Genomic DNA, 23,621 nt, shown 5'->3' on the forward strand with positions numbered 1-23,621 from the left:
ATGGGTATATCATGATTATAAAATTGGAGTTCCATATTTAGGAGAATATAGTGAACTTCTAAATACAGATAGTAAAAAGTATGGAGGGTCAGGACAAATAATGGACACCATACTTTATTCAGAGGAAGGACCCTGGCATAGAGAGCCCTACCATATGAAAATTAAGGTTCCGCCCATGGCAACAGTAATACTTAAGGTAGATAAAATTTATGAACTAAAGAATAAAAATACTAAAATTGAAGAAGTAGAATTGAAAGAGAAAGATAATATAAACAGTATAGAAGAGGTAGAAAACAAAACTTATATAAAGAATATAAATGATACAGTAGAGAAAGAAGATGAAAGGAGATAGAGCAAATGAAGGTTTTATTTGTAGCATCAGAAGGAGATCCTTTTATTAAGACAGGAGGGCTAGCTGATGTGGCCTATGCCCTTCCAAAATATCTTAAGGCTTTAGGAATAGATGTAAGAGTGGTAATTCCAAAGTATAAAAATATAAAACTAAGTGACAAGTACAGCCTGAATTTTAAAAAATCATTTACAGTGCCTGTAGGATGGAGAAATCAATATTCAGGAGTGTTTGAGAGTAATGTAGATGCAGTTAAATACTACCTTATAGATAATGAATACTACTTTTTTAGAGATAACCCTTATGGTTACTATGATGATGGAGAGCGGTTTGCATTTTATGATAGGGCTGTGCTTATGATGTTAAAGGAGCTAGCCTGGAAACCGGATGTTATACATTGTAATGACTGGCATACAGGTATGATACCAGTATTATATAAACTGGAATATGAAAAAGATAGTTTTTATAAAAACATAAAGATATTGTATAGTATCCATAATATATTATTTCAAGGAAATTATGATCCAAATATACTTGGAGAACTCTTTGGATATAGCGATGATATATATAGGGATGGAAGTATAGAATTGTATGGATCAGTAAGTTTTATGAAGGGTGGAATAAACTATAGTGATAAAATATCTACTGTGAGCAGAAGCTATGCCCAAGAAATTCAAACCACAGAATATGGGGAGAGATTAGACGGCTTTTTAAAAAGCCGGGCTGAAGATCTTTTTGGCATAGTAAATGGAATAGATTACGATACTTATGATCCAGAAAAAGATACTGTAATATATGAAAACTATAATAAAAATAATTTAGAAAACAAACTTATTAATAAAAAGGAACTTCAAGAACAATTAAATCTTAAGGTAAATGAAAAAATACCTATGATTGGAATAGTCTCAAGACTTACCTCTCAAAAAGGGTTGGACTTAATAAGATTTATAGGTGATGATCTTGCAAAGAAAGATATGCAATTAGTGGTACTGGGTACTGGAGATAGTGAATATGAAGATTATTTTAAATATCTTCAAGGAAAATACCCAGACAAAGTATCAGCTAATATATATTTCGATGATGTATTAGCTCATAAAATATATGCTGCTTCAGATATGTTCTTAATGCCATCTTTATTTGAACCTTGTGGACTAGGCCAACTTATAGCATTAAGATATGGGACAATACCTATAGTAAGAGAGACTGGAGGCCTTAGGGACACTGTAAAATCGTACGATAAGTTTACTGGAAAAGGAAATGGCTTCAGTTTTACCTATTGCAATCCCTATGATTTGTTTCATGTTATAAAGGAGGCACTTCAATACTACGAAGATAAAGAACTTTGGGAAAGCATAATGCTACAAGCCATGGAAAGTGACAATAGCTGGGATAAATCTGCTAAAACTTATAAAGAAATTTATGAAAGTATGTTTTAACCTACATTAAAATTTGTAGTAGGAGGAATATATATGTTCAATATAGATAAAGAGACCTTTAAAAAGGATTATGAAGAAAAGTTTATAGAAATGCATGGAAAAGATTTGCATGAGGGAACAGACTATAATAAGTATGAAGCTCTGGCAAGCCTTACTAGAGACTATGTAGTTAAGATGTGGATAAATACTAATAAGAAGTATAATTTCACGGGAGAGAAGCAGGTTTACTACTTTTCTATGGAGTTTTTGCTTGGAAGATTACTAGGCAATGCATTAATTAACTTAGGTATAAAAGATATATGTAGGGAAGCACTTAGTGATTTTAATATAAATTTAGATAGTTTAGAGGAGTTAGAAGAAGACCAAGGATTGGGAAATGGTGGATTAGGCAGATTAGCAGCCTGTTTTTTAGATTCTATGGCCTCTTTGAATATACCAGGACATGGGTGTGGCATAAGATATAAATATGGATTTTTTCAGCAAAAAATAGTAAATGGAAAACAAATAGAAACTTCTGATTACTGGCTAAAAAATGCCAATGTGTGGGAGATAAAAAAGTCGGATAAGGCTCAGGTTGTTAGATTTGGTGGAGAAGTAACTACAATAAATGAAGATGGACATCTGAGATTTAATCATACAGGATACGAAGCTATTTTAGCAGTGCCCTATGATATTCCTGTTATAGGTTATGAAAATGAAGTGGTAAATACCTTAAGGCTTTGGAGTGCAGAACCTTTATATGACGAATTTGATTTTTCTTCCTTCAGCAGAGGAGATTATTTGAAGGCAATAGAATATAAGAATTCTATTGAGGCTATATCTCAGGTCTTATATCCTGATGATAGTTTTTATGAAGGAAAAATTCTTAGGTTAAAGCAGCAATATTTTTTTGTTTCTGCCGGGATTCAAAGTATAATAAGGCATTTTAAGGCTTATGGAAAAGGAACTTTAAAGGATTTAGATGAAAAAATAGCTATACACATAAATGATACTCATCCTACCCTGGCTATTCCAGAGCTTATGAGAATCCTTATGGATGAAGAGGGGTATGGATGGAATGAAGCCTGGAGGATAACTTCAAATACAATATCCTATACAAATCATACTATATTGGCAGAAGCTTTAGAAAAGTGGCCTGTGGAAATGTTTGAAAAATTATTGCCTAGAATTTATATGATAGTTGAAGAGATAAATAGAAGATTCTGTCAAGAATTATGGAATAAATATATAGGACAGTGGGATAAAATCAGTAAAATGTCTATAATTGCTGATGGATATGTAAGAATGGCTCATTTAGCTATAGTAGGGAGCTATAGTGTAAATGGTGTTGCTAAACTTCATACAGAGATACTAAAAAAACAGGAGATGTCAGACTTTTACTATTTCAATCCTACAAAGTTCAATAATAAAACTAATGGAATAACTCATAGAAGATGGCTTATGGGAGCAAATCCTGAGCTTACAGATTTTCTTAAGGAGACTATAGGCAGTGGTTTTATAAAGCACCCTACAGATATGGAGGCCTTCGCAGCCTATGCCATGGATAAGTCCGTTCAAGAAAGACTACATCAAATAAAACTGTCTAATAAAAAGAAACTTGCAGAATATATAAAAATTAATCAAGGTATTTCTGTAAATCCAGATTCTTTATTTGATGTTCAGGTTAAGAGAATTCATGCGTATAAAAGACAGACCCTGAATTGTTTAAGAATAATGGATCTTTACAGAAGACTTATAGAAAATCCTAATTTGGATATAGTTCCTAGAACTTTTATATTTGCAGGTAAAGCAGCACCAGGATATTATCTTGCTAAAAATACTATAGAGCTTATTAATGCAGTAGCTAATAAGATAAATAACGATCCAAAAGTAAATGAAAAAATAAAGATAGTATTTATGCATAACTACAGGGTTTCTTTAGCTGAAACTATAATTCCTGCAGCAGATTTAAGTGAACAAATATCTACTACCACAAAGGAAGCCTCAGGCACAAGTAATATGAAATTTATGATGAATGGAGCTGTTACTATAGCAACCTTAGATGGTGCAAATATTGAAATAAGAGATGAAGTTGGAGATGAAAATATAATTATTTTTGGCTTAACAGAGAGAGAAGTCTTAGATTACTATCAAAAAGGTGGCTATTCAGCTACTGATATGATTAATGGAGACTATAGAATAAAACAGGTTACTGATGATATAGTAAATGGATTTTATTGTGGGGATAAAGAAAGATTTAGAGCGGTTTATGAGCATCTAGTTACCTATAATGATGAATTTTTTGTATTGAAAGATTTTCATTCCTATTTGAAAGCACAGGATAAAGTAGATAACTTATATAGAGATTTTTCAAAATGGCAATCTATGTGTGCTGTGAATATAGCTCATTCCGGTATATTCTCTAGCGATAGAACTATACAGGAATATGCTACAGGTATATGGGGATCTGGGTTTTTATATAAGAATCTATAATATGAAGTGAAAACTTGAATCAGATGGGGTTTCAAACCTCACCGGATAACTTTACATTAAAAGTACATGGGGGAGGGCACTATATGTTAAAAAAAGAAATGGTAGCGATGATACTAGCTGGAGGACAGGGTTCTAGATTAGGAATACTTACCAAAAGACTTGCGAAGCCTGCAGTTCCATTTGGGGGTAGATATAGGATAATTGATTTTGCACTGAGTAATTGCTCAAATTCAGGTATAGATACTGTAGGTGTATTAACACAATACAAGCCTTTAGTACTTAATTCACATATCGGCATAGGAAGTCCTTGGGATCTTGATAGAAGAGATGGGGAGTATATATTTTGCCACCTTATCAAGAAGAGAGTGGAGGTATTTGGTATAAAGGCACTGCAGATGCCATCTTCCAAAATAGTTCATTTATTGATAGCTATAGTCCAGAATACGTCTTAGTATTATCTGGTGACCATATATATAAAATGAATTATGATAACATGCTAAAGTATCACAAAGAAAAAAATTCAGATGCTACCATAGCAGTTATAGATGTTCCCATTGAAGAAGCAAGTAGGTTTGGTATTATGAATACTAATGAGGATGGTTCAATATACGAGTTTGAAGAAAAGCCTAAAAATCCTAAAAGTACGAAAGCCTCTATGGGAATTTATATATTTAATTGGAGGGTTTTGAAGAAAATTCTAAAAGAGGACCAAAGCAATAAAGAATCTAGTAATGATTTTGGAAAAAATATAATTCCTAAAATGTTGGAACAAGATATGAAATTGAATGCCTATTCCTTCAAAGGGTATTGGAAAGATGTAGGTACAATAGAAAGCTTGTGGGAATCAAATATGGACTTGCTTAGAGAAGATAACGAACTAAATATGCAAGATAAAAATTGGAGAATATACTCTCAAAATCATGTTAGACCTGCACAATATATAGGACCTAATGCAAAAGTTACAAATAGTCTTTCTGTAGATGGTTGTGAAATTTACGGAGAAGTAAATAATTCAGTACTATTTTCAGGAGTTATTATAGGTAAAAATTCTAAAATAATAAACTCAGTAATAATGCCGGATAGCAAGATTGGAGATAACGTAATAATAAATAAGGCAATTGTAGGAAGTAACGTAGTTGTAAGAAGAGATTGTATTATTGGAGATGGAAAACAAGTTACAGTAATAGGTGGAAACCAGGATGTGAAAGCAGGCTCAATCATTGATAGAGGTTAAATTTAACCTGACTAACTTGGCGTAAGTATCCCACTTCTTCAAGTGGGAGTTCAACGCCAAGTAAGCCATGCATTCGCAGCTCTAAAATTCAGATGGGGTAAAAGAATCCCCATCTGAATTAAGATCTTGCTTCAAGTTTGACCAAGATTAGGGTACTAGAAAAAAGTAATCATGGGATAAAGTGAAACTTTAAATTGGGTGAAGTTTCTACAGGAGGGGTGTTATGTTAAAGAATTGTCTAGGTATAATAAATTTAGATGAAAATGAAGATAAGATAAGAGAACTCACAAGAAATAGGCCACTAGCATCTGTGCCAATAGCAGGCAGATATAGGATTATAGATTTTATATTATCAAACTTAACAAATGCAGGTATTGAGAGTATAGGAATATTTTCAAAGATGCAATCAAGATCTTTAATGGATCACTTGAGCAATGGTCGACCTTGGGATTTAAACAGGAAAATAGATGGACTTAGATTTTTTAATTTTACTACTACAGATCCTTGTATAGATGATATAACTAATTTTGCAAATAACATTGAGTATTTATATAGAGCTAAACAGGAATATGTGATATTTACTTCCTCTTATATGATATGCAATATTGATTTTAAAGATATTTTAAAGAATCATATAGAATCAGACTACGATATAACGATGGTTTACAAAAAAATAGAGGATGCAGATGAAAATTTCTGTGGTTGTGAGACTTTAAATATAGATGAAAAAGGAAATATATTAAGTATTGGCAAGAACATAGGTAATAGAAAGAATGCTAATGTTGGCATGGGCATATTTATAATGAAAAAAGATTTTTTGATACACATAATTAATGAGTGTATAAGTTCAGGGCACTATAGAAAAGTGAAATCTTTTATATATAATTCCTTGGATAATTTAAAGGTGAAAAGTTATGAATTCAAAGGATATTTAGCCTGTATAAATTCTTTGAAATCTTATTATAAAAGGAGTGTGGAACTTCTAGATCATAAAATAAATAAGGAACTCTTCTCTTTGGAGAGGCCTATATACACTAAGACTAATGATGAGATTCCAGCAAGATATACTAATGATTGTATTGTTAAAAATTCGATAATTGCTAATGGGTGTTTAATTGAAGGAACTGTAGAAAATTGTATAATATTTAGACGTGTTAAGGTTTCTAAAGGAGCTATGCTTAAAAATTGTATAATTCTTCAAAATTGTATTATAGGAGAAAATGCAAAGCTTTATAATATAATAACAGATAAACATGTCAATATTGGCGACAATAAAGAACTTAGAGGAGATATAACTATCCCATTAGTTGTAGAAAATAATGTGAGAAAAGCATATTAATGTATAGATGATTCACATTTTATATTATTTGCAAAAGCATTGTTAATTTAAAATTGTGAATCCTTGATTCAAATTTCGTTTCATCTAGAAAGTGAAAAAGGAGAAGAATCATAATGTCATTAACAAAAGAACAGGTTGAATTGTTAGCCTTTTATGATTATCTAACTGGTATACCAAATAGAAATTATATAAAAGACAGACTGCCACAGATATTAAAAGATACAAAAGAATTTGCAGCATTAATATATATAGATGTGGATAATTTCACAGAGGTAAATGATACCTTGGGATATGATTCAGGAGATCAATTGATAGTAAGTATAGCCTCTACTTTAAAAAAATCTCTGAGAAGTGGAGATATGTTATTTCATTTTGGAATAGATAAGTTTATTATCCTTGATAGAGAAAGTAATAATGAACTACAAGCAGCATCTTTTATATATGATCTATTAAAAAAGCTTAATACAAATTTTAAAATAGAAGGTTATGATATATTTGTAACTGTAAGTATTGGGGTAGCTATATATCCTAAGGATGCAAAAGACTATCAAACCTTGCTTAAGAATGCTGATATAGCAATGAATTCTGCAAAAAAAATGGACAGAAGTGGCTATAAATTCTTTGAAAAGAACTTGGAAGAAGAGGTTAGGGAAAAAGCTGAGTTGCAAAAGGAATTAAGACAAGCAGTGGAGAGTAATCAACTACAAGTATTTTATCAACCTAAAATTGATGTAAATACAGGGGAAATTGAAGGTATGGAAGCATTAATAAGGTGGAAGCATTCTATGAAAGGATATATACCTCCCTCAAAATTTATTCCCTTAGCAGAACAAACGGGAATCATAACTGAAATCGGTCAGTTTGTTTTGAAAACAGCTTGTGTACAGAATAAAATTTGGCAGGAATCAGGATATAAACCTGTAAAGGTAGCAGTAAATCTTTCTATGAGACAGTTAAAGGACAATGGCTTTGTTAACTATATAAAAAAAGTTTTAAAGGATACTCAGTTAGAAGCTAAGTGGTTAGAATTTGAAATAACAGAAAGTATGGTTATGGAGAATTTTGAGCAAACGGAGAAGTTATTAGACAAAATAAGGAGCTTAGGTATTGATATATCCTTAGATGATTTTGGAACAGGATATTCCTCTCTTAATTATTTAAAATCCCTGCCTATTAATTGTATAAAAATAGATAAATCATTTATTGATGAAATATTGACAGATAAGAAACAAAATTTTATATCTTCAGCTTTAATAAATTTAGCACATGGAATTAATCTAAAGGTTATAGCGGAAGGTGTAGAAACTATAGAGCAATTCAGAATGCTAAAGAAATACAATTGCGATACCATTCAAGGATATTTCTTTAGCAAACCTGTATCAGGTGAAGAGTTTGAAGAGATGCTAAAGAACAATAAAAAATATATAGTGTGAATTTAATTTATGTAAAAAAGAGTAAAATTAAGGGGTTAAGGCGTTAAGTGCTTAACCCCTTTTTTATATGAATTGAATCTTTCCACTAGCGTAAGCTTAGATAAAATACAAAATTAGAACAGAATAAAAACTAATATATAGCGAAAAATAAATATAACTATTTATCCGATGACTATCCGCTCTAATACTCCCATCTTCTTCAAAGAGGGAGTAAAGAGCGGCTACGCCCCTGGATTCGTTCAACTAAGAATCAGGTGGGGTTTGAAACCCCATCTGATTTAAGCTTACACTTCATGAAATGGAACTTAAATAATATGTGAGTATTAAAATCAGTAGTTATAGGATAAGAATATAATTTGTATAGGGAGGTATGGAAATGGGAGAAGCAACAAATGGAGTTTTAAATAATTCAACGGAGACTCGTAATAGTAGTAACCAGACATCTTCTGCAAATGACAATCCTATGGCAAATCAAATCCTTAGCGGCAGTATGGCAAATGATGTTCAACAATTAAAAGTAATTTTTGATAGGTCTTCTGATGTAGTGTATAGGGAATTTGATATTAGTGGTTCTCAGAAAGGAACTCTGATTTTCATAGAGGGAATTGTAGATATTACATTGATTAATTCAGATATACTAAAACCTCTGTTAAAGTATAGAAATAATCCAGCACAGCCTAAAAATATTCAGATAGGTGAAATACAAAATTTTCTTCAGAATAGTGTAATTACGGCATCTCATATAAAATCAAGTATGAATATTCAAGATTTATTGGAAGATATCCTTTCTGGATATACAGTCTTGTTAGTCGATGGAGCAAAACAAGCTATTCTTATAGATTTTAGGAAACTTGATAAGAGGAATGTGGAAGAACCCACAGTAGAACCAGTTATTCGAGGACCGCGAGATGGGTTTACGGAAAATTTACGTACTAATACGAGTTTGATAAGAAGACGGTTAAAAACTTCTAAGCTAAAAATGGAAAATATGAAGGTTGGGCGTTTATCCAAAACTGATATAGTGATTACCTATTTAGATGGTATAGTAAAAGATTCCTTGGTAGAAGAAGTGCGACAAAGGATCTCTCGAATTGATATAGATGCAATACTAGAAAGTGGATACATTGAGGAATTGATAGAAGATAATCCTTATTCTATCTTTTCACAATTTGGAGTTACAGAAAGACCAGATAGATTGACTGCTAGTTTGCTTGAGGGGCATGTGGGGATACTTGTAGATAATACACCTATGGCATTAATTACTCCCCAAACCTTCGTTGAAATGATGACAGCTTCTGAAGATTATTATAATCGATATATTACAGTTTCAATTATTACATGTATAAGATACTTATTTTTAGGTTTGAGTCTATTGGCACCCTCTTTTTATATTGCTTTGACAACTTTTCACCAAGGTATGATACCAAGAACTTTATTGCTTACTATAGCTTCTTCTAGGGAAGGTGTTCCCTTTCCAATATTTATTGAAAGTTTATTTATGGAGATCTTTTTTGAAGGATTGCAGGAAGCTGGTGTTCGTTTGCCACGAGTGGCAGGGCAGACCGTAAGTATTGTTGGAGGCTTGGTAATAGGTCAGGCTGCAGTTCAGGCAGGCATTGTCTCAGCTGCCACGGTTATAGTTGTTTCAATTACAGGTATTTCTTCCTTTGTTATTCCAAAGTTTAATTTAACAATATCTATTCGTATGCTTCGTTTTTTCATGATAATACTTGCCAGTACATTAGGGTTATATGGAATGTTTATAGGCATTCTTGTTATTCTAATTCATATGGCAAAGCTTCGTTCTTTTGGTATACCTTTTTTGACACCGTTGGCTCCTTTGAATTTATCTGGACTTAAAGATAGCATAGTACGAGCACCTTGGTGGGCTATGATCTCTAGACCTGAATTTATGGAAACTAAAGACCAGCAGCGTATGAAAAGAAATTTACGGCCACATCCACCTAAAGACAGTAAGTAGATTTTTATCATAGGCTGGAAAGGAAGATGTTTGTGAGGAGGATAAGCATTTTAATATTGATTATTATAACAATGCAATTATTTACTGGTTGCACAGATGTAATAGAAGTAAATAACATTGCAATTGTAGCAGGAGTTGGATTAGATAAGACTGATGATGGTCAAATTATTTTTACTTTACTTATTCCTGTAACTAGAGCTACTGGTTTTGGCGGTTTAATGGCAGGTGGAACTTCAGCTGAGAAAGAATCAAGAATCTCAATATCAGAAAAAGGATATGGAATAATGGATGCTTACAGAGAAATTGAGAAGAAATTATCTCGAAAAATTTTTCTTTCTCAAAATAAAGCTATTTTCATAGGAGAAAAGCTGGCAAGAGAGGGGATTTCAGAGGTTATTGACTTCTTCTATAGACATCCTGAATCTCATTTGAAGGCTAGTATGTTTTTTGTAGAAGGGCAAGCGTCTGAAATGCTAAGTATGAAATCGCTATTAGAGAGAAGTATTGTTGAAAAATTTATAAAATCAGAAAAGCTAGAAGTAGGTATGAGAACTAGTCTTAAGGATTTTTTAAATATGATGACGGAGGAGGGAGTAGAGCCTGTTGGAGCGAAAGTGAAACCTAAACAGCTAGAAGTAACTAAAGACCCTAAAAAGGCATCAGGTATAGAAGGGGCTGCTGTATTTAATAAAAATAAATTGATTGGATGGATAAGCGGTGAGGAGACTAGAGGTGCATTATGGCTTCGTAATGAAATAAAAAGAGGAGTAGTAACAACTAATATATCTGATGAAAAGAAAGGAGGAAAGCTGGCTGTAGAAATAATTAAGGCAAAGACTAAAGTTAAACCTATCCTTAAGGGAAGTGAAGTAGAGATGGAAGTGAAAGTTTATACGGAAGGAAGCATTTATGAAAATTCCTCTAATTTAGATTTAAGTAATTCGGAGGAAATACATTTTGTTGAAGGGAGAGTTTCGGAGGATATTAAGGAAAAAATTCAGTTAGCACTAGAAAAAACACAGAAACAATTAAAATCAGATATATTAGGATTTGGAACGGCAGTATATCGAGAATACCCTAAGGAATGGAATAACTATTATAAAAAAAACTGGGATGAAGAATTTCCAAAGGTAAAAGTAAAGGTTACATGCGATGTAAGGATAGTTGATGTTGGACTCCAAAGTAAAGTTTTAACGTCGAATTAGTAAAAAACTTAGAATAAGGAGAAGGTATATGGAGAGGATTTCAAATCAACAATTGTATGTACTAACGGTATTGTATCAGATTGGAAGTACTATTATATTTGGATTTGCATCAACTGCTGGAAGGAACGCTTGGCTTGCTGTATTAATATCTACAGCTATAGGGTCATTGATCATCTTATTATATACTTTAATAATGCGTATGAATCCTGGATTAACTTTAGTGGAATGGTACCCTGCACAGTTTGGTAAATGGTTGGGTACACCTATTTCATGGATTTATGCCTTATTAATTTTATATTTGCTAGCACGTGGGATAGGTGATTTGAGATTTTTAGTACCAATTACAATTCTACCGAGAACTTCTATTTTTATAGTTCTCACTGCCTTTGCGCTTTTACAAGCCTATGCCGTATTCAGTGGTATTGAGGTTATTGCACGATTAGGACAATTATTTTTACCTTTAATTTTTCTATTGTTTTTTTTAGAAGTAATTTTCATTTTTAGTTCCGGTATTATGGATATACATAATTTACAGCCCATTGCAGGTAATGGATGGAAACCAATTTGGAACAGTGTATGGCCTCTAGGTATAAGTCAATCCTTTGGTGAGTCTATAGAACTTGCTATGATTTGGCCTTTGGTAAAACAACCAGAGAAGATTATAAAGACTACATTAATAGCTACTATTACAGCTGGATTGTTTATTGTAGTTTTTGATGCTATGGCAATTGCTACTTTAGGAGAGGGGATTTTTAAAAATAGCATTTATCCTTTTTACACATTAATCCAACAAATAAGCGTAGGTGACTTTATTGAAAATTTGGATGCTATAGAGGTTTTATATTTTTTAACTACTTTATTTTTTAAAACATCCATTCATGTATTTGTAGGGGTCAGGGCGATCCAACAGTTAACCTTAGTTCCAAATGGTAGGATATTTGTTTTGCCGGTAGTATTAATAGGACTATATTTAGGAATGACAATGGCATCTAACGTATCAGCACATATAGAAGCTGGTCTAAAAATTATTCCCTATACTTTATTAATACCATTATTTTTAGTCTTACCGGGGATACTATTTGTTGTTACTTTAATCCGAAAGAAATTAGAAAAAAATAAAAGATAGCTGGTGTTGGACTTTAAAACAGAGTATTAACACTAGAACAATGCAAACCTTAAAATAAGGAGAAAACATATGGAAAGGATTTCGAATTACCAGTTGTATGTATTAACGGTATTGTATCAAATTGGAACTACAATTATATTCGGATTTGCGTCAACTGCGGGCAGAGATGCTTGGATTGCTGTATTGATATCTACGATTATAGGATTGTTGATTATGCTTCTATACACTTTAATAATGCGTATGAATCCTGGATTAACTATAGTAGAATGGTATCCTGCACAGTTTGGGAAATGGCTGGGTACACCTATTGCATGGGTATATGCCTTACTAAGTTTATATGAGCTAGGGCGGGGATTAGGTGATTTTGCATATTTAGTACCTCTTACACTTCTGCCTAAAACCTCTATTTTTATAGTTTTGACTATATTTGTACTCGTACTAGTTTATGCTGTTTTTAGTGGTATAGAAATCATTGCGCGACTAGGAGAGTTATTTCTACCTCTAATTTTCCTGTTATTTTTTTTAGAAGTAATTTTAATTTTCAATTCGGATGTAGTACATATACATAATTTACAACCTATTGCAGGTAAAGGCTGGGGAACAATTTGGAATAGTGTATGGCCTCTAGGTATAAGTCAATCTTTTGGTGAGTCCATAGAACTAGCTATGATTTGGCCTTTAGTAAAACAACCAGAGAAGATTATGAAGACTACATTACTTGCTACCATTACAACTGGGGTGTTTATTGCACTTTTTGATGTAATATCAATTGTAACTTTAGGAGAGGGTATATTTAAAAATAGTATATATCCTTTTTATACATTAATTCGACAAATAAGTATAGGTGACTTTATTGAAAATTTAGATGCCATAGAGGTACTGTACTTTTTGAGTACTCTATTTTTTAAAATGTCAATTCATCTATTTGCAGGGGTTAGAGCTATTCAACAGTTAACTTTAGTAACCAATGGAAGGATATTTGTTTTACCGGTAGCAGCAATAGGACTATATTTAGCAATGACAATGGCGTCGAACGTATCAGCACATATAGAAGCTGGTTTAAAAATTATTCCCTATAATTTATTGATACCCTTGTTTTTAATTCTACCAGGTATATTATTTATTGTTACTTTAATCCGACAGCAATTAAAAAATTAAACAACTGCTAAAGAAGTAATTGTTTTGAAGAAAAGGAGATATAGAAAATGGAGAAGTTTTTATTTCCATGGGAGTCCCATGTTATGAGAAATTATCCTTTAGCAATGCCAATATTCTTATTTATCTTAGGCACTATGTTATCTATTATTACTTGGGTTAGACAAAAGAAGCAATGAATACAAAAGTCTTTTTTTTATTAATGAATTATCTTAAAATAACTAATTAAATAATTTAAATGTCAAATATAGCATTATTTAATGCATATACAGTATAAGTACATTATGCTAAAATGAAAATACTTTTAGATAGTGATTTTTTCAAAAGAGAAAGAAGTATTCTTCTAGTTGGAAAAAACGTCAACTTTTGATTTTAGACCGTAGAAAGATATGAAGAACTTTATAAGAAAATAATAACACATTAAGTTAATTGCCAGTAGGAGGAGTATATATGGAGAATTTTAGTGTTCAACGAAAAGAAATAGAGAAGGTATATGGTAAAATCAGTCCCTTCGAACTTAAAGATAAATTAATTGACCTTGCAGAAGAATCAAGAAAAAGCGGTGCACATTCTTTGCTTGATGCAGGTAGGGGAAATCCTAACTGGATTGCAGCAACACCAAGAGAAGCCTTTTTTACCTTTGGCCACTTTGCTGTTGAAGAAAGTCGTAGAGTGTGGAATGATAGAGATTTAGCGGGAATGCCGCGTAAAGAAGGAATTTCAGAACGTTTTTTAGATTATGTAAAAAATAATGAAGATGCTCCTGGAATTGAACTTCTTAGCAAAATGATTAATTATGGTGTAACGGTAAAAGGATTTAATGCTGACCAATGGATATATGAATTAGCAGATGGAATTATTGGTGACAATTATCCTCAGCCAGATAGAATGTTAAAACACATTGAAAGTGTGGTACATGATTATCTTATTCAAGAATTATGTTATAATGAACCACTTGAAAGGAAATTCAAAATATTTGCAGTAGAGGGAGCTACTGCAGGAATGTGCTATATATTTGACTCATTAATTGCAAATAATATATTGGCTAAAGGTGATAAGATTGCACTTATGGCACCAATTTTTACACCTTATCTTGAAATACCTCATTTACCACGGTATAATTTTGAAGTTATTAAAGTTTTAGCTGATGAAGTAACTGAAGATGGTGAGCGTACATGGCAATATCCTCAAGAGGAGATTGAAAAACTATGTGATCCAAGTATAAAGGCATTATTTATAGTAAATCCAAGTAATCCTCCATCAAGAGCAATGAAAGCAGAGACAGTAAATCACTTGAAAGATATTGTTGAAAATCATAATCCTAACTTAATGATTATTTCAGATGATGTATATGGTACTTTTGTAGAAGAGTTCCGTTCACTAATGGCAGATTTGCCATACAACACAATTGGTGTATATTCCTTCTCAAAATATTTTGGAGTTACAGGTTGGCGTCTTGGAACTATAGCACTTTATGAAGATAATATATTTGATAAATTACTAAGAGAACAAGATATAGAGAGAAAAGAAAGGGCTAGAAGACGTTATTCAGGAATTTCTACTAATCCAGATAAAATTCCTTTTATAGATAGAATAGTTGCTGATAGCCGTCAAGTAGCCCTTAATCACACTGCAGGATTATCGACACCACAACAAGTACAGATGGCATTCTTTTCTCTATTTGCTATAGTTGATAGAGAAAATAGGTACAAGCAGCTTACTATGGATATTTGTCGCCGTCGTCAGAGACTTTTATTCGATGGATTAGGATTGAAATTGAGGGAAGACCATTTTGATGCTGCTTACTATACTCAATTTGATTTATTAGAGTGGGCAAGTAACAATTATGGTGATGAACTTGCCAAGCATCTGCAAGAGAATTATAAACCAGTGGACGTTCTTTTAAGATTAGCAGAGGAATCTTCTATAGTATTATTGAGTGGCAGCGGATTTAATGGTCCAGAATGGTCTATTAGAATATCACTTGCAAATTTAAATGATCAGTCTTATTCAAAAATTGGTCAAGTACTTCGTAAGATATTAGAAGATTACGCTTCAGAATGGAAAGAAATGAAAAACGTATAATAGGTATATCCCTTATCAAAATTGAATATTTGGATAAGGGAATTTTGTTTTTAAGTAAATATTGGGAGGCAATCCTTTAAATAAAAATGAAATATTCATAAGATAAACTTGCATTTTCGGGAAATTGTGATAAAATTTATATTAACGTATTAACACATTGCTATTTATAATGATGTAATATACCAAATGAATAATAAATATTATCTTTTATTAAGAGTTTAAAAAAACAATGTCTGTATTTTAAATGATTAAAATCATTATGAATGTTAAGTGGTGTTATCTATGCGATTTTTGTGCAAAAACTAAAAATGGGGGTTGGAAGAATATGACTTATAGTGTAGGTTTTCCTTCAAAGCAGGGTTTGTATGATCCGGCATTTGAGAAGGACGCTTGTGGTGTAGGCTTTGTAGCAAGTATAAAAGGCGAGAAGACTCACGATATTGTAAAAAAAGGTATTCAGGTTTTAGTTAACTTGACTCATAGAGGGGCAGTGGGTTCTGATCCTAAAACTGGTGACGGAGCTGGTATACTTGTTCAAATTCCTGATGAATTCTTCAGAATAAATTGTGATAACTTAGGTATAGACTTACCTGAAGCTGGAGAATATGGAGTAGGTATGGTGTTCTTTCCAAAAGAAACTGCACTAAGACTACAATGTGAAGGGATACTTGAAAGAGCAGCGGAAGAGGAAGGACAAAAAGTTCTTGGATGGAGAGACGTACCTACTGATAACAGAAACATTGGCGAAACAGCAAAAGGTACAGAACCAATTATAAGACAGATATTTATAGGTAAAAATGCCAAGACTCAAACTGAGTTTGAGACAAAGCTTTATATAATTAGAAAAAAAGCAGAAAATGAAGTAAGAAAACTTCTTAAAGGCTCAGGAAAATCCTTTTATATATGTAGTCTTTCAAGTAAAACTATAATTTATAAAGGATTATTACTAGCAGATCAAATAAAAAGTTTTTATATTGATTTAAATGATATAAACTTTAAAAGTGCAATATCTTTAGTGCACCAAAGATATAGTACAAATACTTTCCCTACTTGGGATTTGGCTCAACCATTTAGGTACCTTGCTCATAATGGAGAGATAAATACCATAAGAGGAAACAGAAACTGGATGAAAGCTCGTGAAGGTGTACTTCAGTCAGAGGTATTGGGAAAAGACATAAATAAATTATTCCCGATAGTAAGCACTGAGGGTAGTGATTCTGCTTCTCTTGACAATGCTTTAGAGTTATTACACAAAGATGGTAGATCCCTTTCTCATGCAATGATGATACTTATACCAGAGGCATGGGATGGTAATGATCACATGGAGGATTATAAAAAAGCTTTCTATGAATATCATGGATCTTTAACAGAACCATGGGATGGACCAGCTGCTGTTGCTTTTTCTGATGGTGTACAAGTTGGTGCAACTCTTGATAGAAATGGATTAAGACCCGCAAGATATGTAATAACAAAGGGTGGTTTAGTAGTACTTGCATCAGAAGCAGGGGTACTAGAGTTCAAGCCTGAAGAAATAGTTGAAAAGGGTAGACTTAAAGCAGGTAAGATGTTTTTAGTTGACACAGCACAAGGAAGAATCATTAATGATGAAGAACTAAAGAAAGAAATATGTACAGCTAAACCATATAAAGAAATATTAAGTAAATCAAAATATACTCTTGATATGTTTGAAACAGCTGAAACTATAGAACAGATAAGTCCTGAAGTATTAAAAGAAAAACAACAGGCATTTGGATATACTCTTGAAGATGTTGGAAGAATAATAGGTACCATGGCTAAGGAGGCAAAAGAGCCTATCGGATCTATGGGAAATGATGCACCCCTTGCAGTGCTTTCAAATAAGAACCAATTACTTTTTTCATACTTTAAATTACTATTTGCCCAAGTTACAAATCCGCCTATAGATCCTATAAGAGAAGAATTGGTAATGTCTCTTACTAACTATATTGGATCATCACAGGTTAACATTTTAAATAGCGAAACTTCAACAGATCCTTTTATAGAAATATTCAGCCCTGTATTAACAGATAAAGAAATGGCAAAAATAAAGAGTCTTAGAAATACAAATTTTAAGACAACAACTATACCTATCACTTTTAAATATGATACAGGAGTAGAAGGCTTTAAAGAGGCTCTTGAGATGATTTGTGAAAGAGCTTCTAAGAGAATAAAAGAAGGATATAACATATTAGTACTTAGTGATAAGAATGTGGATTCATACGAAGCAGCAATACCAAGTCTTTTAGCAGTTTCAGCAGTATCCCATCATTTGATTAGAGAGAAAACACGTACAAAAGTTTCAATTATAGTTGAAACTGGGGAAGCAAGAGAAACAATGCATTTTGCTCTTCTTGTAGGTAATGGAGCGTCTGCGATTAATCCATATCTTGCATTCCAAACTATAGATCAAATGGCAAAAGATAAAGAATTAGACGATGTCACTGCAGAGGAAGCAAAGGAAAATTATGCTTATGCAATAAATCACGGATTACTTAAAGTATTATCTAAAATGGGTATATCTACGCTACAAAGCTATCATGGTGCGCAGATATTTGAAGCTATAGGACTTGATTCAGAATTTGTAGCTAAGTATTTTGAGGGAACACCTTCAAGAATAGGTGGAATAGGCGTTGATGTAGTAGCACAAGAAGTACTTACAAGACACAAAAATGCTTTTAATAAAATAAGAAAACCTATTTCTCAACTGGATGTAGGTGGTAATTATTCTTGGAGAAAGGGAGGAGAGTTCCATCTCTTTAACCCTGAGACTATATATAAACTTCAACTTGCATCTAAAACAAATAACTATAATGTATATAGAGAATATGCAAAGGTAATAAACGAGCAGGATAAAAATTTATGTACAATAAGAGGATTATTTGAATTCAAAACAGGAAAGTCAATTCCAATAGAAGAGGTTGAGCCAATAAGTGAAATACTTAAGAGATTCGTTACAGGTGCTATGTCCTTTGGTTCTATAAGTAAAGAAGCTCATGAAACTATGGCTATAGCAATGAATAGAATTGGCGGAAGAAGTAACTCCGGAGAAGGTGGAGAAGATCCTGAAAGATATGTTGCAGAGCCTAATGGTGATTTAAAGAGAAGTGCTACAAAACAGGTAGCATCAGCACGTTTTGGTGTAACTACAGAATATCTTGTTAATGCTGACGAGCTTCAAATTAAAATAGCTCAAGGTGCAAAACCAGGTGAAGGAGGACAACTTCCAGGTAAGAAGGTTGATAAGAATATTGCTAGAACAAGACATTCAACTCCAGGAATAGATCTTATATCACCACCGCCTCATCACGATATCTATTCAATAGAAGATTTGGCTCAATTGATTTATGATCTGAAGAATGTAAATCCTGCAGCTAATGTTAGTGTAAAACTTGTTTCAGAAGTTGGAGTGGGAACAATTGCAGCTGGAGTTGCAAAGGCTCATGCAGATTTAATATTAATAAGTGGTCATGATGGTGGAACAGGAGCATCACCAGTATCATCTATAAAGCATGTAGGTATACCTTGGGAGCTTGGTTTATCAGAAACACAACAAGTACTTTTACTAAATAATTTAAGAAGTAGAGTAAGAATTCAAACAGATGGTCAGTTAAAAACAGGTAGAGATGTAGTTATAGCAGCATTACTTGGAGCTGAAGAATTTGGATTTGCAACTACTGCCCTTGTAGTAATGGGATGTACTATGCTTAGAAATTGTCACTTAAATACTTGTGATATGGGTATAGCTACTCAAGATCCTGAGCTTAGAAAGAACTTTAAGGGTAAACCTGAACACATAATAAACTTCTTAACTTTCATTGCACAGGAAGCTAGAGAATATATGGCAGCACTTGGCTTTAGATCAATGAATGAAATGATTGGTAGAGTTGATAGAATAGAAACTAAGAAGGCTATTAGCCACTGGAAGGCTAAAGGATTAGATTTATCAGCAATTCTATACAAGCCAGATATGCCAAAGAGAATTAAACCTTACTGCGTAATACCTCAAAAACATGGTCTTGATCAGGCAATGGATTATAAACTTATTCAAGTAGCGGATCAGGCAATATCAGATAAAGCAAAAGTTAGAGTAAACTTAGAAATTAAGAATGTAAATCGTTCAGTAGGAGCTATGCTAAGTGGTACGATAGCTAAAAAGTATGGCAGCAAGGGATTACCAGAAGATACAATTGTATTGAATTTTAGAGGTTCCGCAGGACAAAGTTTTGGTGCCTTTGGAGTGAATGGACTTACTTTAATACTTGAAGGTGAGGCTAACGACTATGTAGGCAAGAGTCTATCTGGTGGTAAGGTAATTATTAAAGCTCCTAAAGAAGCGACTTTTGTGGCTGAGAAAAATGTTATAGCAGGAAATACTAACTTATATGGAGCTACTTCAGGAGAAGTATATATAAATGGTACTGTAGGAGAAAGATTTGCAGTAAGAAATAGTGGTGCTACAGCTGTAGTTGAAGGTGCAGGAGACCATTGTTGTGAATATATGACAGGTGGTAAAGTAGTTGTTATAGGTGAAACTGGAAGAAACTTTGGAGCTGGTATGAGCGGTGGTATAGCTTATGTACTTGATGAGGATGGTTCTTTTGAAGAGAAATACAATAGAGAAATGATAGAAGTTGAGGAACTTGTAGATACTGAGGATATAGATGCAGTATACAGTTTGGTTGAGCAGCATTATAAATACACAGATAGTGTAAAAGCTAAGACTATTCTGGACAGCTGGGATGATTATAAGACTAAGTTTAAAAAAGTAATACCTACTGCATATAAGCTTATACTAGAAAAAATAAAAGAAGAAGCAGCAGTTGCTTCAAATATGTAGGAGGTTGAGCTGATGGGAAAAGCAACTGGTTTTAGAGAATATAATAGAGAAAATCCAAAAAAACGTCCAGTAGAGGAAAGAGTTAAAGATTATAAAGAGATATACTATAAACTTCCTGAAGACAAATTAAGTCTTCAGGCTGCTAGGTGTATGAATTGTGGAACTCCATTTTGCAATTGGGGCTGCCCTCTTGGAAATTTAATTCCAGATTGGAATGAAATGATATACAAAGGTGAGTGGAATAAAGCCTTTGAAAGACTTTCTATCACTAATACCTTCCCAGAATTTACTGGAAGAATATGTCCTGCTCTTTGTGAGGGAGCTTGTACTCTTGGAATAAACAGGGATGCAATGTCCAATAGAGAGATAGAGCTTAGTATAATTGAAAAGGCATTTAAAGAGGGCTTTGTAAAACCTAATTTACCAAGAGTAAGAACTGGTAAGAATATAGCTATAGTAGGATCAGGTCCATCAGGACTTGCTGCAGCTGCAGAGCTTAATTCCGTAGGTCATACTGTTACTGTATTTGAGAGAGCTGATGAAATAGGTGGATTACTAAGATATGGTATACCTGATTTCAAGCTTGAAAAATATGTAGTTGAGAGAAGAGTAAACATTATGAAGGAAGAAGGAATAATCTTTAAGACTAATACTAATGTTGGTGTAGACTATCCTTCTGAGGAATTATTGAAGAACTTTGATGTAGTTGTTTTAACTGGAGGTTCTACTATACCAAGAGACCTTAAGGTTGAGGGAAGAGAACTTAAAGGAACACATTTTGCTATGGACTTCTTAAGACAACAAAACAGAAGAGTTGCAGGTAAAGAAATTTTAGAAGAAGAAATAACTGCTGAAGGCAAGGTTGTAGTAGTTATTGGTGGTGGAGATACAGGTTCAGACTGTATAGGTACTTCTATAAGACAGGGAGCCAAAGCAGTTTATCAATATGAAGTTATGCCTAAGCCACCAGAAGAAAGAGATGACTCAATGCCTTGGCCGACTTTTCCAAGAACCCTTAAGGTTACTACTTCACATGAAGAAGGTTGCACAAGAGAATGGTGTGTAAATACTCAAAATTCACAGGAAAGAATGGAGTGTTGAAAACTCTTCATGGCGTGAAAGTTGAGTGGAAAAATGAAAATGGTAGAATGCAGATGGTAGAGATACCGGGAACAGAGTTTGAACAAAAGGTAGATTTAGTACTACTAGCTATGGGATTCCTTCATCCACAACATGAAGGTATGTTAAATGACCTTGGAGTTCAATTTGACGGAAGAGGTAATGTAATAACAAATGAAAATTACATGACTACAAAAGAGGGGATATTTGCTGCAGGAGATATGAGACGAGGACAATCCCTTGTAGTTTGGGCTTTAAATGACGGAAGAAAAGTAGCGATGGAAGTTGATAAATATCTAATGGGAGAAACCTCTCTAAAAGGATAAAAAATATATCTATAAATAGGCTAAATGTAACGTTGAGAGTATAAATCTAGCGTTACATTTAGCTGTTTTTTCTGTACATAAGGAACTATTGTATTGTATAATTTTATAAAAGGGGGCTAATTTATAATGGAAAAAGTTAAAATGAAGTTTGGAAACACAGCGATGTATGTATCAGTGAAAGAAGAAAATTTAATTGGGGTGATAGAAGCTAATAAAGTGCCTGAAGGAAAGACTGAGGATCAAATTATTAAAGAAGCTTTAGAGAATCCAATAGATAGTGCAAGATTAAGAGAACTTGTACATGAGGGAGAAAAAGTGTGTGTAGTAATTCCAGATGTTACTAGAGCATGGCAAAGAACAGGAATATATTTAAATAAAGTGGTAGAAGAGCTAAATGAAGGTGGAATACCAGATAAGGATATAGTATTCATAAGTGCGCTAGGTTCCCATAGAAAACAAACAAGAGCAGAGCACGAAAAATTACTTGGTGAAAAGCTTGCTTCAAGATTCCAAGTTATGGACCACGATTGCTATGATAAAGATAACTTAGTATTCCTTGGAGAAACTACTTATGGAAATCCTATTTATATAAATAAAATTGCTATGGAATGTGATCATATAGTAATTACAGGTGGTATAGTATATCATTTACTTGCAGGCTATGCAGGAGGAAAGAAAAGTATTCTACCAGGTATAGCTGGTGCAGAAACTATAATGACGAATCACTCTCTTTCGTTAAATGATAACCTAGGAGAAAGTATAAAGGCAGGAGTATGTCCAGGTGGTATCGAAGATAATCCGGTTCATAAGGACATGGTGGAAGCTGCCAGCTTTGTAAAACCTACATTTATGTTTAATGTAGTAATGGGACCAGATGGTCAAATAGCTGGTGCTGTGGCAGGTAACTACTTAACAGCTCACGAAGAAGGCGTAAAGATGCTAAGAGCAATAGATGGAGTGGCTATAAAAGAAAAAGCTGATTTAGCAATTGCTAGTGCAGGGGGATATCCAAAAGATATAAACTTGTATCAATCTACTAAAACACTAATAAATGCTAGGGAAGCAATAAATGAAGGTGGATATATTATTGCGGTTATGCAGTGTTCAGAAGGTCTTGGCGGTGGTAAAGAAATTCAGGATATAATTTTGAACTACGATAATATTTTAGATAGAGAAAAATTTGTAAGAGATAATTTTTCAATTGGTAAATTCATAGCTTACTGCATGTGTGAAACTGCTTATAAATATAATGTAATTTTAGTATCAGATATTGAACAAGAGTTAGTTAAAAATGCTAATATTACTGTAGTAAAAACTATAGAAGATGCATTGAATATAGTACATAAAGAAAAGGGAGAAAACATTAAGACCTACTTAATGCCTCATGCTGCAAATACATTTCCATTACTTACAAAATAAAGAGGGGGAAAACCCTCTTTTTTTTATGAAAAAGGATTATTTTAATATGTTATAGATGAATAAAGATCTATAATATATTAAAATAAC

General features: G+C 33.0%; 13 protein-coding genes and 2 pseudogenes. All 15 read left to right on the forward strand.

The window, feature by feature from the left end; all coding sequences use genetic code 11:
* Positions 1-352, forward strand: a 352-nt coding sequence (locus CLMAG_RS26400; protein WP_201787675.1) for an alpha amylase C-terminal domain-containing protein, incomplete at its 5' end; no start/stop codon positions are given.
* 5 nt (positions 353-357) lie between these two features.
* Positions 358-1,785 (forward strand): glycogen synthase GlgA, encoded by a 1,428-nt coding sequence (gene glgA / locus CLMAG_RS26405; protein ID WP_066629949.1) that lies wholly within the window; start codon positions 358-360, stop codon positions 1,783-1,785.
* A 33-nt stretch (positions 1,786-1,818) separates the two neighbouring features.
* Positions 1,819-4,257, forward strand: coding sequence for a glycogen/starch/alpha-glucan phosphorylase (locus tag CLMAG_RS26410; RefSeq protein WP_066629954.1), 2,439 nt, complete (start codon positions 1,819-1,821; stop codon positions 4,255-4,257).
* A gap of 83 nt (positions 4,258-4,340) precedes the next feature.
* Positions 4,341-5,491, forward strand: a pseudogene (locus tag CLMAG_RS26415) (glucose-1-phosphate adenylyltransferase).
* Between the two features lie 223 nt (positions 5,492-5,714).
* On the forward strand, positions 5,715-6,830 hold the full coding sequence (gene glgD / locus CLMAG_RS26420; RefSeq protein ID WP_066629955.1) for a glucose-1-phosphate adenylyltransferase subunit GlgD: 1,116 nt from the start codon (positions 5,715-5,717) through the stop codon (positions 6,828-6,830).
* A 113-nt stretch (positions 6,831-6,943) separates the two neighbouring features.
* Positions 6,944-8,263, forward strand: coding sequence for a putative bifunctional diguanylate cyclase/phosphodiesterase (locus tag CLMAG_RS26425; RefSeq protein WP_066629960.1), 1,320 nt, complete (start codon positions 6,944-6,946; stop codon positions 8,261-8,263).
* Between the two features lie 376 nt (positions 8,264-8,639).
* Entirely contained in the window at positions 8,640-10,244 is a 1,605-nt protein-coding gene (locus CLMAG_RS26430; RefSeq protein ID WP_066629962.1) for a spore germination protein, read from the forward strand.
* A gap of 26 nt (positions 10,245-10,270) precedes the next feature.
* Positions 10,271-11,449, forward strand: coding sequence for a Ger(x)C family spore germination protein (locus tag CLMAG_RS26435; protein ID WP_242954994.1), 1,179 nt, complete (start codon positions 10,271-10,273; stop codon positions 11,447-11,449).
* A gap of 28 nt (positions 11,450-11,477) precedes the next feature.
* A complete protein-coding gene (locus CLMAG_RS26440; protein WP_066629964.1) occupies positions 11,478-12,575 on the forward strand; it encodes a GerAB/ArcD/ProY family transporter in 1,098 nt (365 codons plus the stop codon).
* Between the two features lie 69 nt (positions 12,576-12,644).
* Positions 12,645-13,733 carry a GerAB/ArcD/ProY family transporter gene (locus CLMAG_RS26445; protein WP_066629969.1) on the forward strand — a complete coding sequence of 363 codons (1,089 nt, stop codon included), beginning with the start codon at positions 12,645-12,647 and terminating at the stop codon, positions 13,731-13,733.
* A 47-nt stretch (positions 13,734-13,780) separates the two neighbouring features.
* Positions 13,781-13,909 (forward strand): hypothetical protein, encoded by a 129-nt coding sequence (locus tag CLMAG_RS34510; protein WP_278331736.1) that lies wholly within the window; start codon positions 13,781-13,783, stop codon positions 13,907-13,909.
* Between the two features lie 271 nt (positions 13,910-14,180).
* A complete protein-coding gene (gene aspD, locus CLMAG_RS26450; protein ID WP_066629970.1) occupies positions 14,181-15,815 on the forward strand; it encodes an aspartate 4-decarboxylase in 1,635 nt (544 codons plus the stop codon).
* A 325-nt stretch (positions 15,816-16,140) separates the two neighbouring features.
* On the forward strand, positions 16,141-20,670 hold the full coding sequence (gltB, locus tag CLMAG_RS26455; RefSeq protein WP_066629972.1) for a glutamate synthase large subunit: 4,530 nt from the start codon (positions 16,141-16,143) through the stop codon (positions 20,668-20,670).
* Positions 20,671-20,682: 12 nt separating this feature from the next.
* A pseudogene (locus tag CLMAG_RS26460) lies at positions 20,683-22,115 on the forward strand (glutamate synthase subunit beta).
* Between the two features lie 126 nt (positions 22,116-22,241).
* Positions 22,242-23,534, forward strand: a complete 1,293-nt coding sequence (locus CLMAG_RS26465; RefSeq protein ID WP_066629974.1) for a lactate racemase domain-containing protein — start codon at positions 22,242-22,244, stop codon at positions 23,532-23,534.
* Positions 23,535-23,621: the final 87 nt, after the last annotated feature.

The sequence above is a fragment of the Clostridium magnum DSM 2767 genome (assembly GCF_001623875.1).
Classification (GTDB): domain Bacteria; phylum Bacillota; class Clostridia; order Clostridiales; family Clostridiaceae; genus Clostridium_AM; species Clostridium_AM magnum.

Coding starts and splice junctions, on each gene's coding strand:
- glgA (WP_066629949.1), top strand. CDS start 358: ATGAAGGTTTTATTTGTAGCATCAGAAGGAGATCCTTTTATTAAGACA.
- CLMAG_RS26410 (WP_066629954.1), top strand. CDS start 1,819: ATGTTCAATATAGATAAAGAGACCTTTAAAAAGGATTATGAAGAAAAG.
- glgD (WP_066629955.1), top strand. CDS start 5,715: ATGTTAAAGAATTGTCTAGGTATAATAAATTTAGATGAAAATGAAGAT.
- CLMAG_RS26425 (WP_066629960.1), top strand. CDS start 6,944: ATGTCATTAACAAAAGAACAGGTTGAATTGTTAGCCTTTTATGATTAT.
- CLMAG_RS26430 (WP_066629962.1), top strand. CDS start 8,640: ATGGGAGAAGCAACAAATGGAGTTTTAAATAATTCAACGGAGACTCGT.
- CLMAG_RS26435 (WP_242954994.1), top strand. CDS start 10,271: ATGTTTGTGAGGAGGATAAGCATTTTAATATTGATTATTATAACAATG.
- CLMAG_RS26440 (WP_066629964.1), top strand. CDS start 11,478: ATGGAGAGGATTTCAAATCAACAATTGTATGTACTAACGGTATTGTAT.
- CLMAG_RS26445 (WP_066629969.1), top strand. CDS start 12,645: ATGGAAAGGATTTCGAATTACCAGTTGTATGTATTAACGGTATTGTAT.
- CLMAG_RS34510 (WP_278331736.1), top strand. CDS start 13,781: ATGGAGAAGTTTTTATTTCCATGGGAGTCCCATGTTATGAGAAATTAT.
- aspD (WP_066629970.1), top strand. CDS start 14,181: ATGGAGAATTTTAGTGTTCAACGAAAAGAAATAGAGAAGGTATATGGT.
- gltB (WP_066629972.1), top strand. CDS start 16,141: ATGACTTATAGTGTAGGTTTTCCTTCAAAGCAGGGTTTGTATGATCCG.
- CLMAG_RS26465 (WP_066629974.1), top strand. CDS start 22,242: ATGGAAAAAGTTAAAATGAAGTTTGGAAACACAGCGATGTATGTATCA.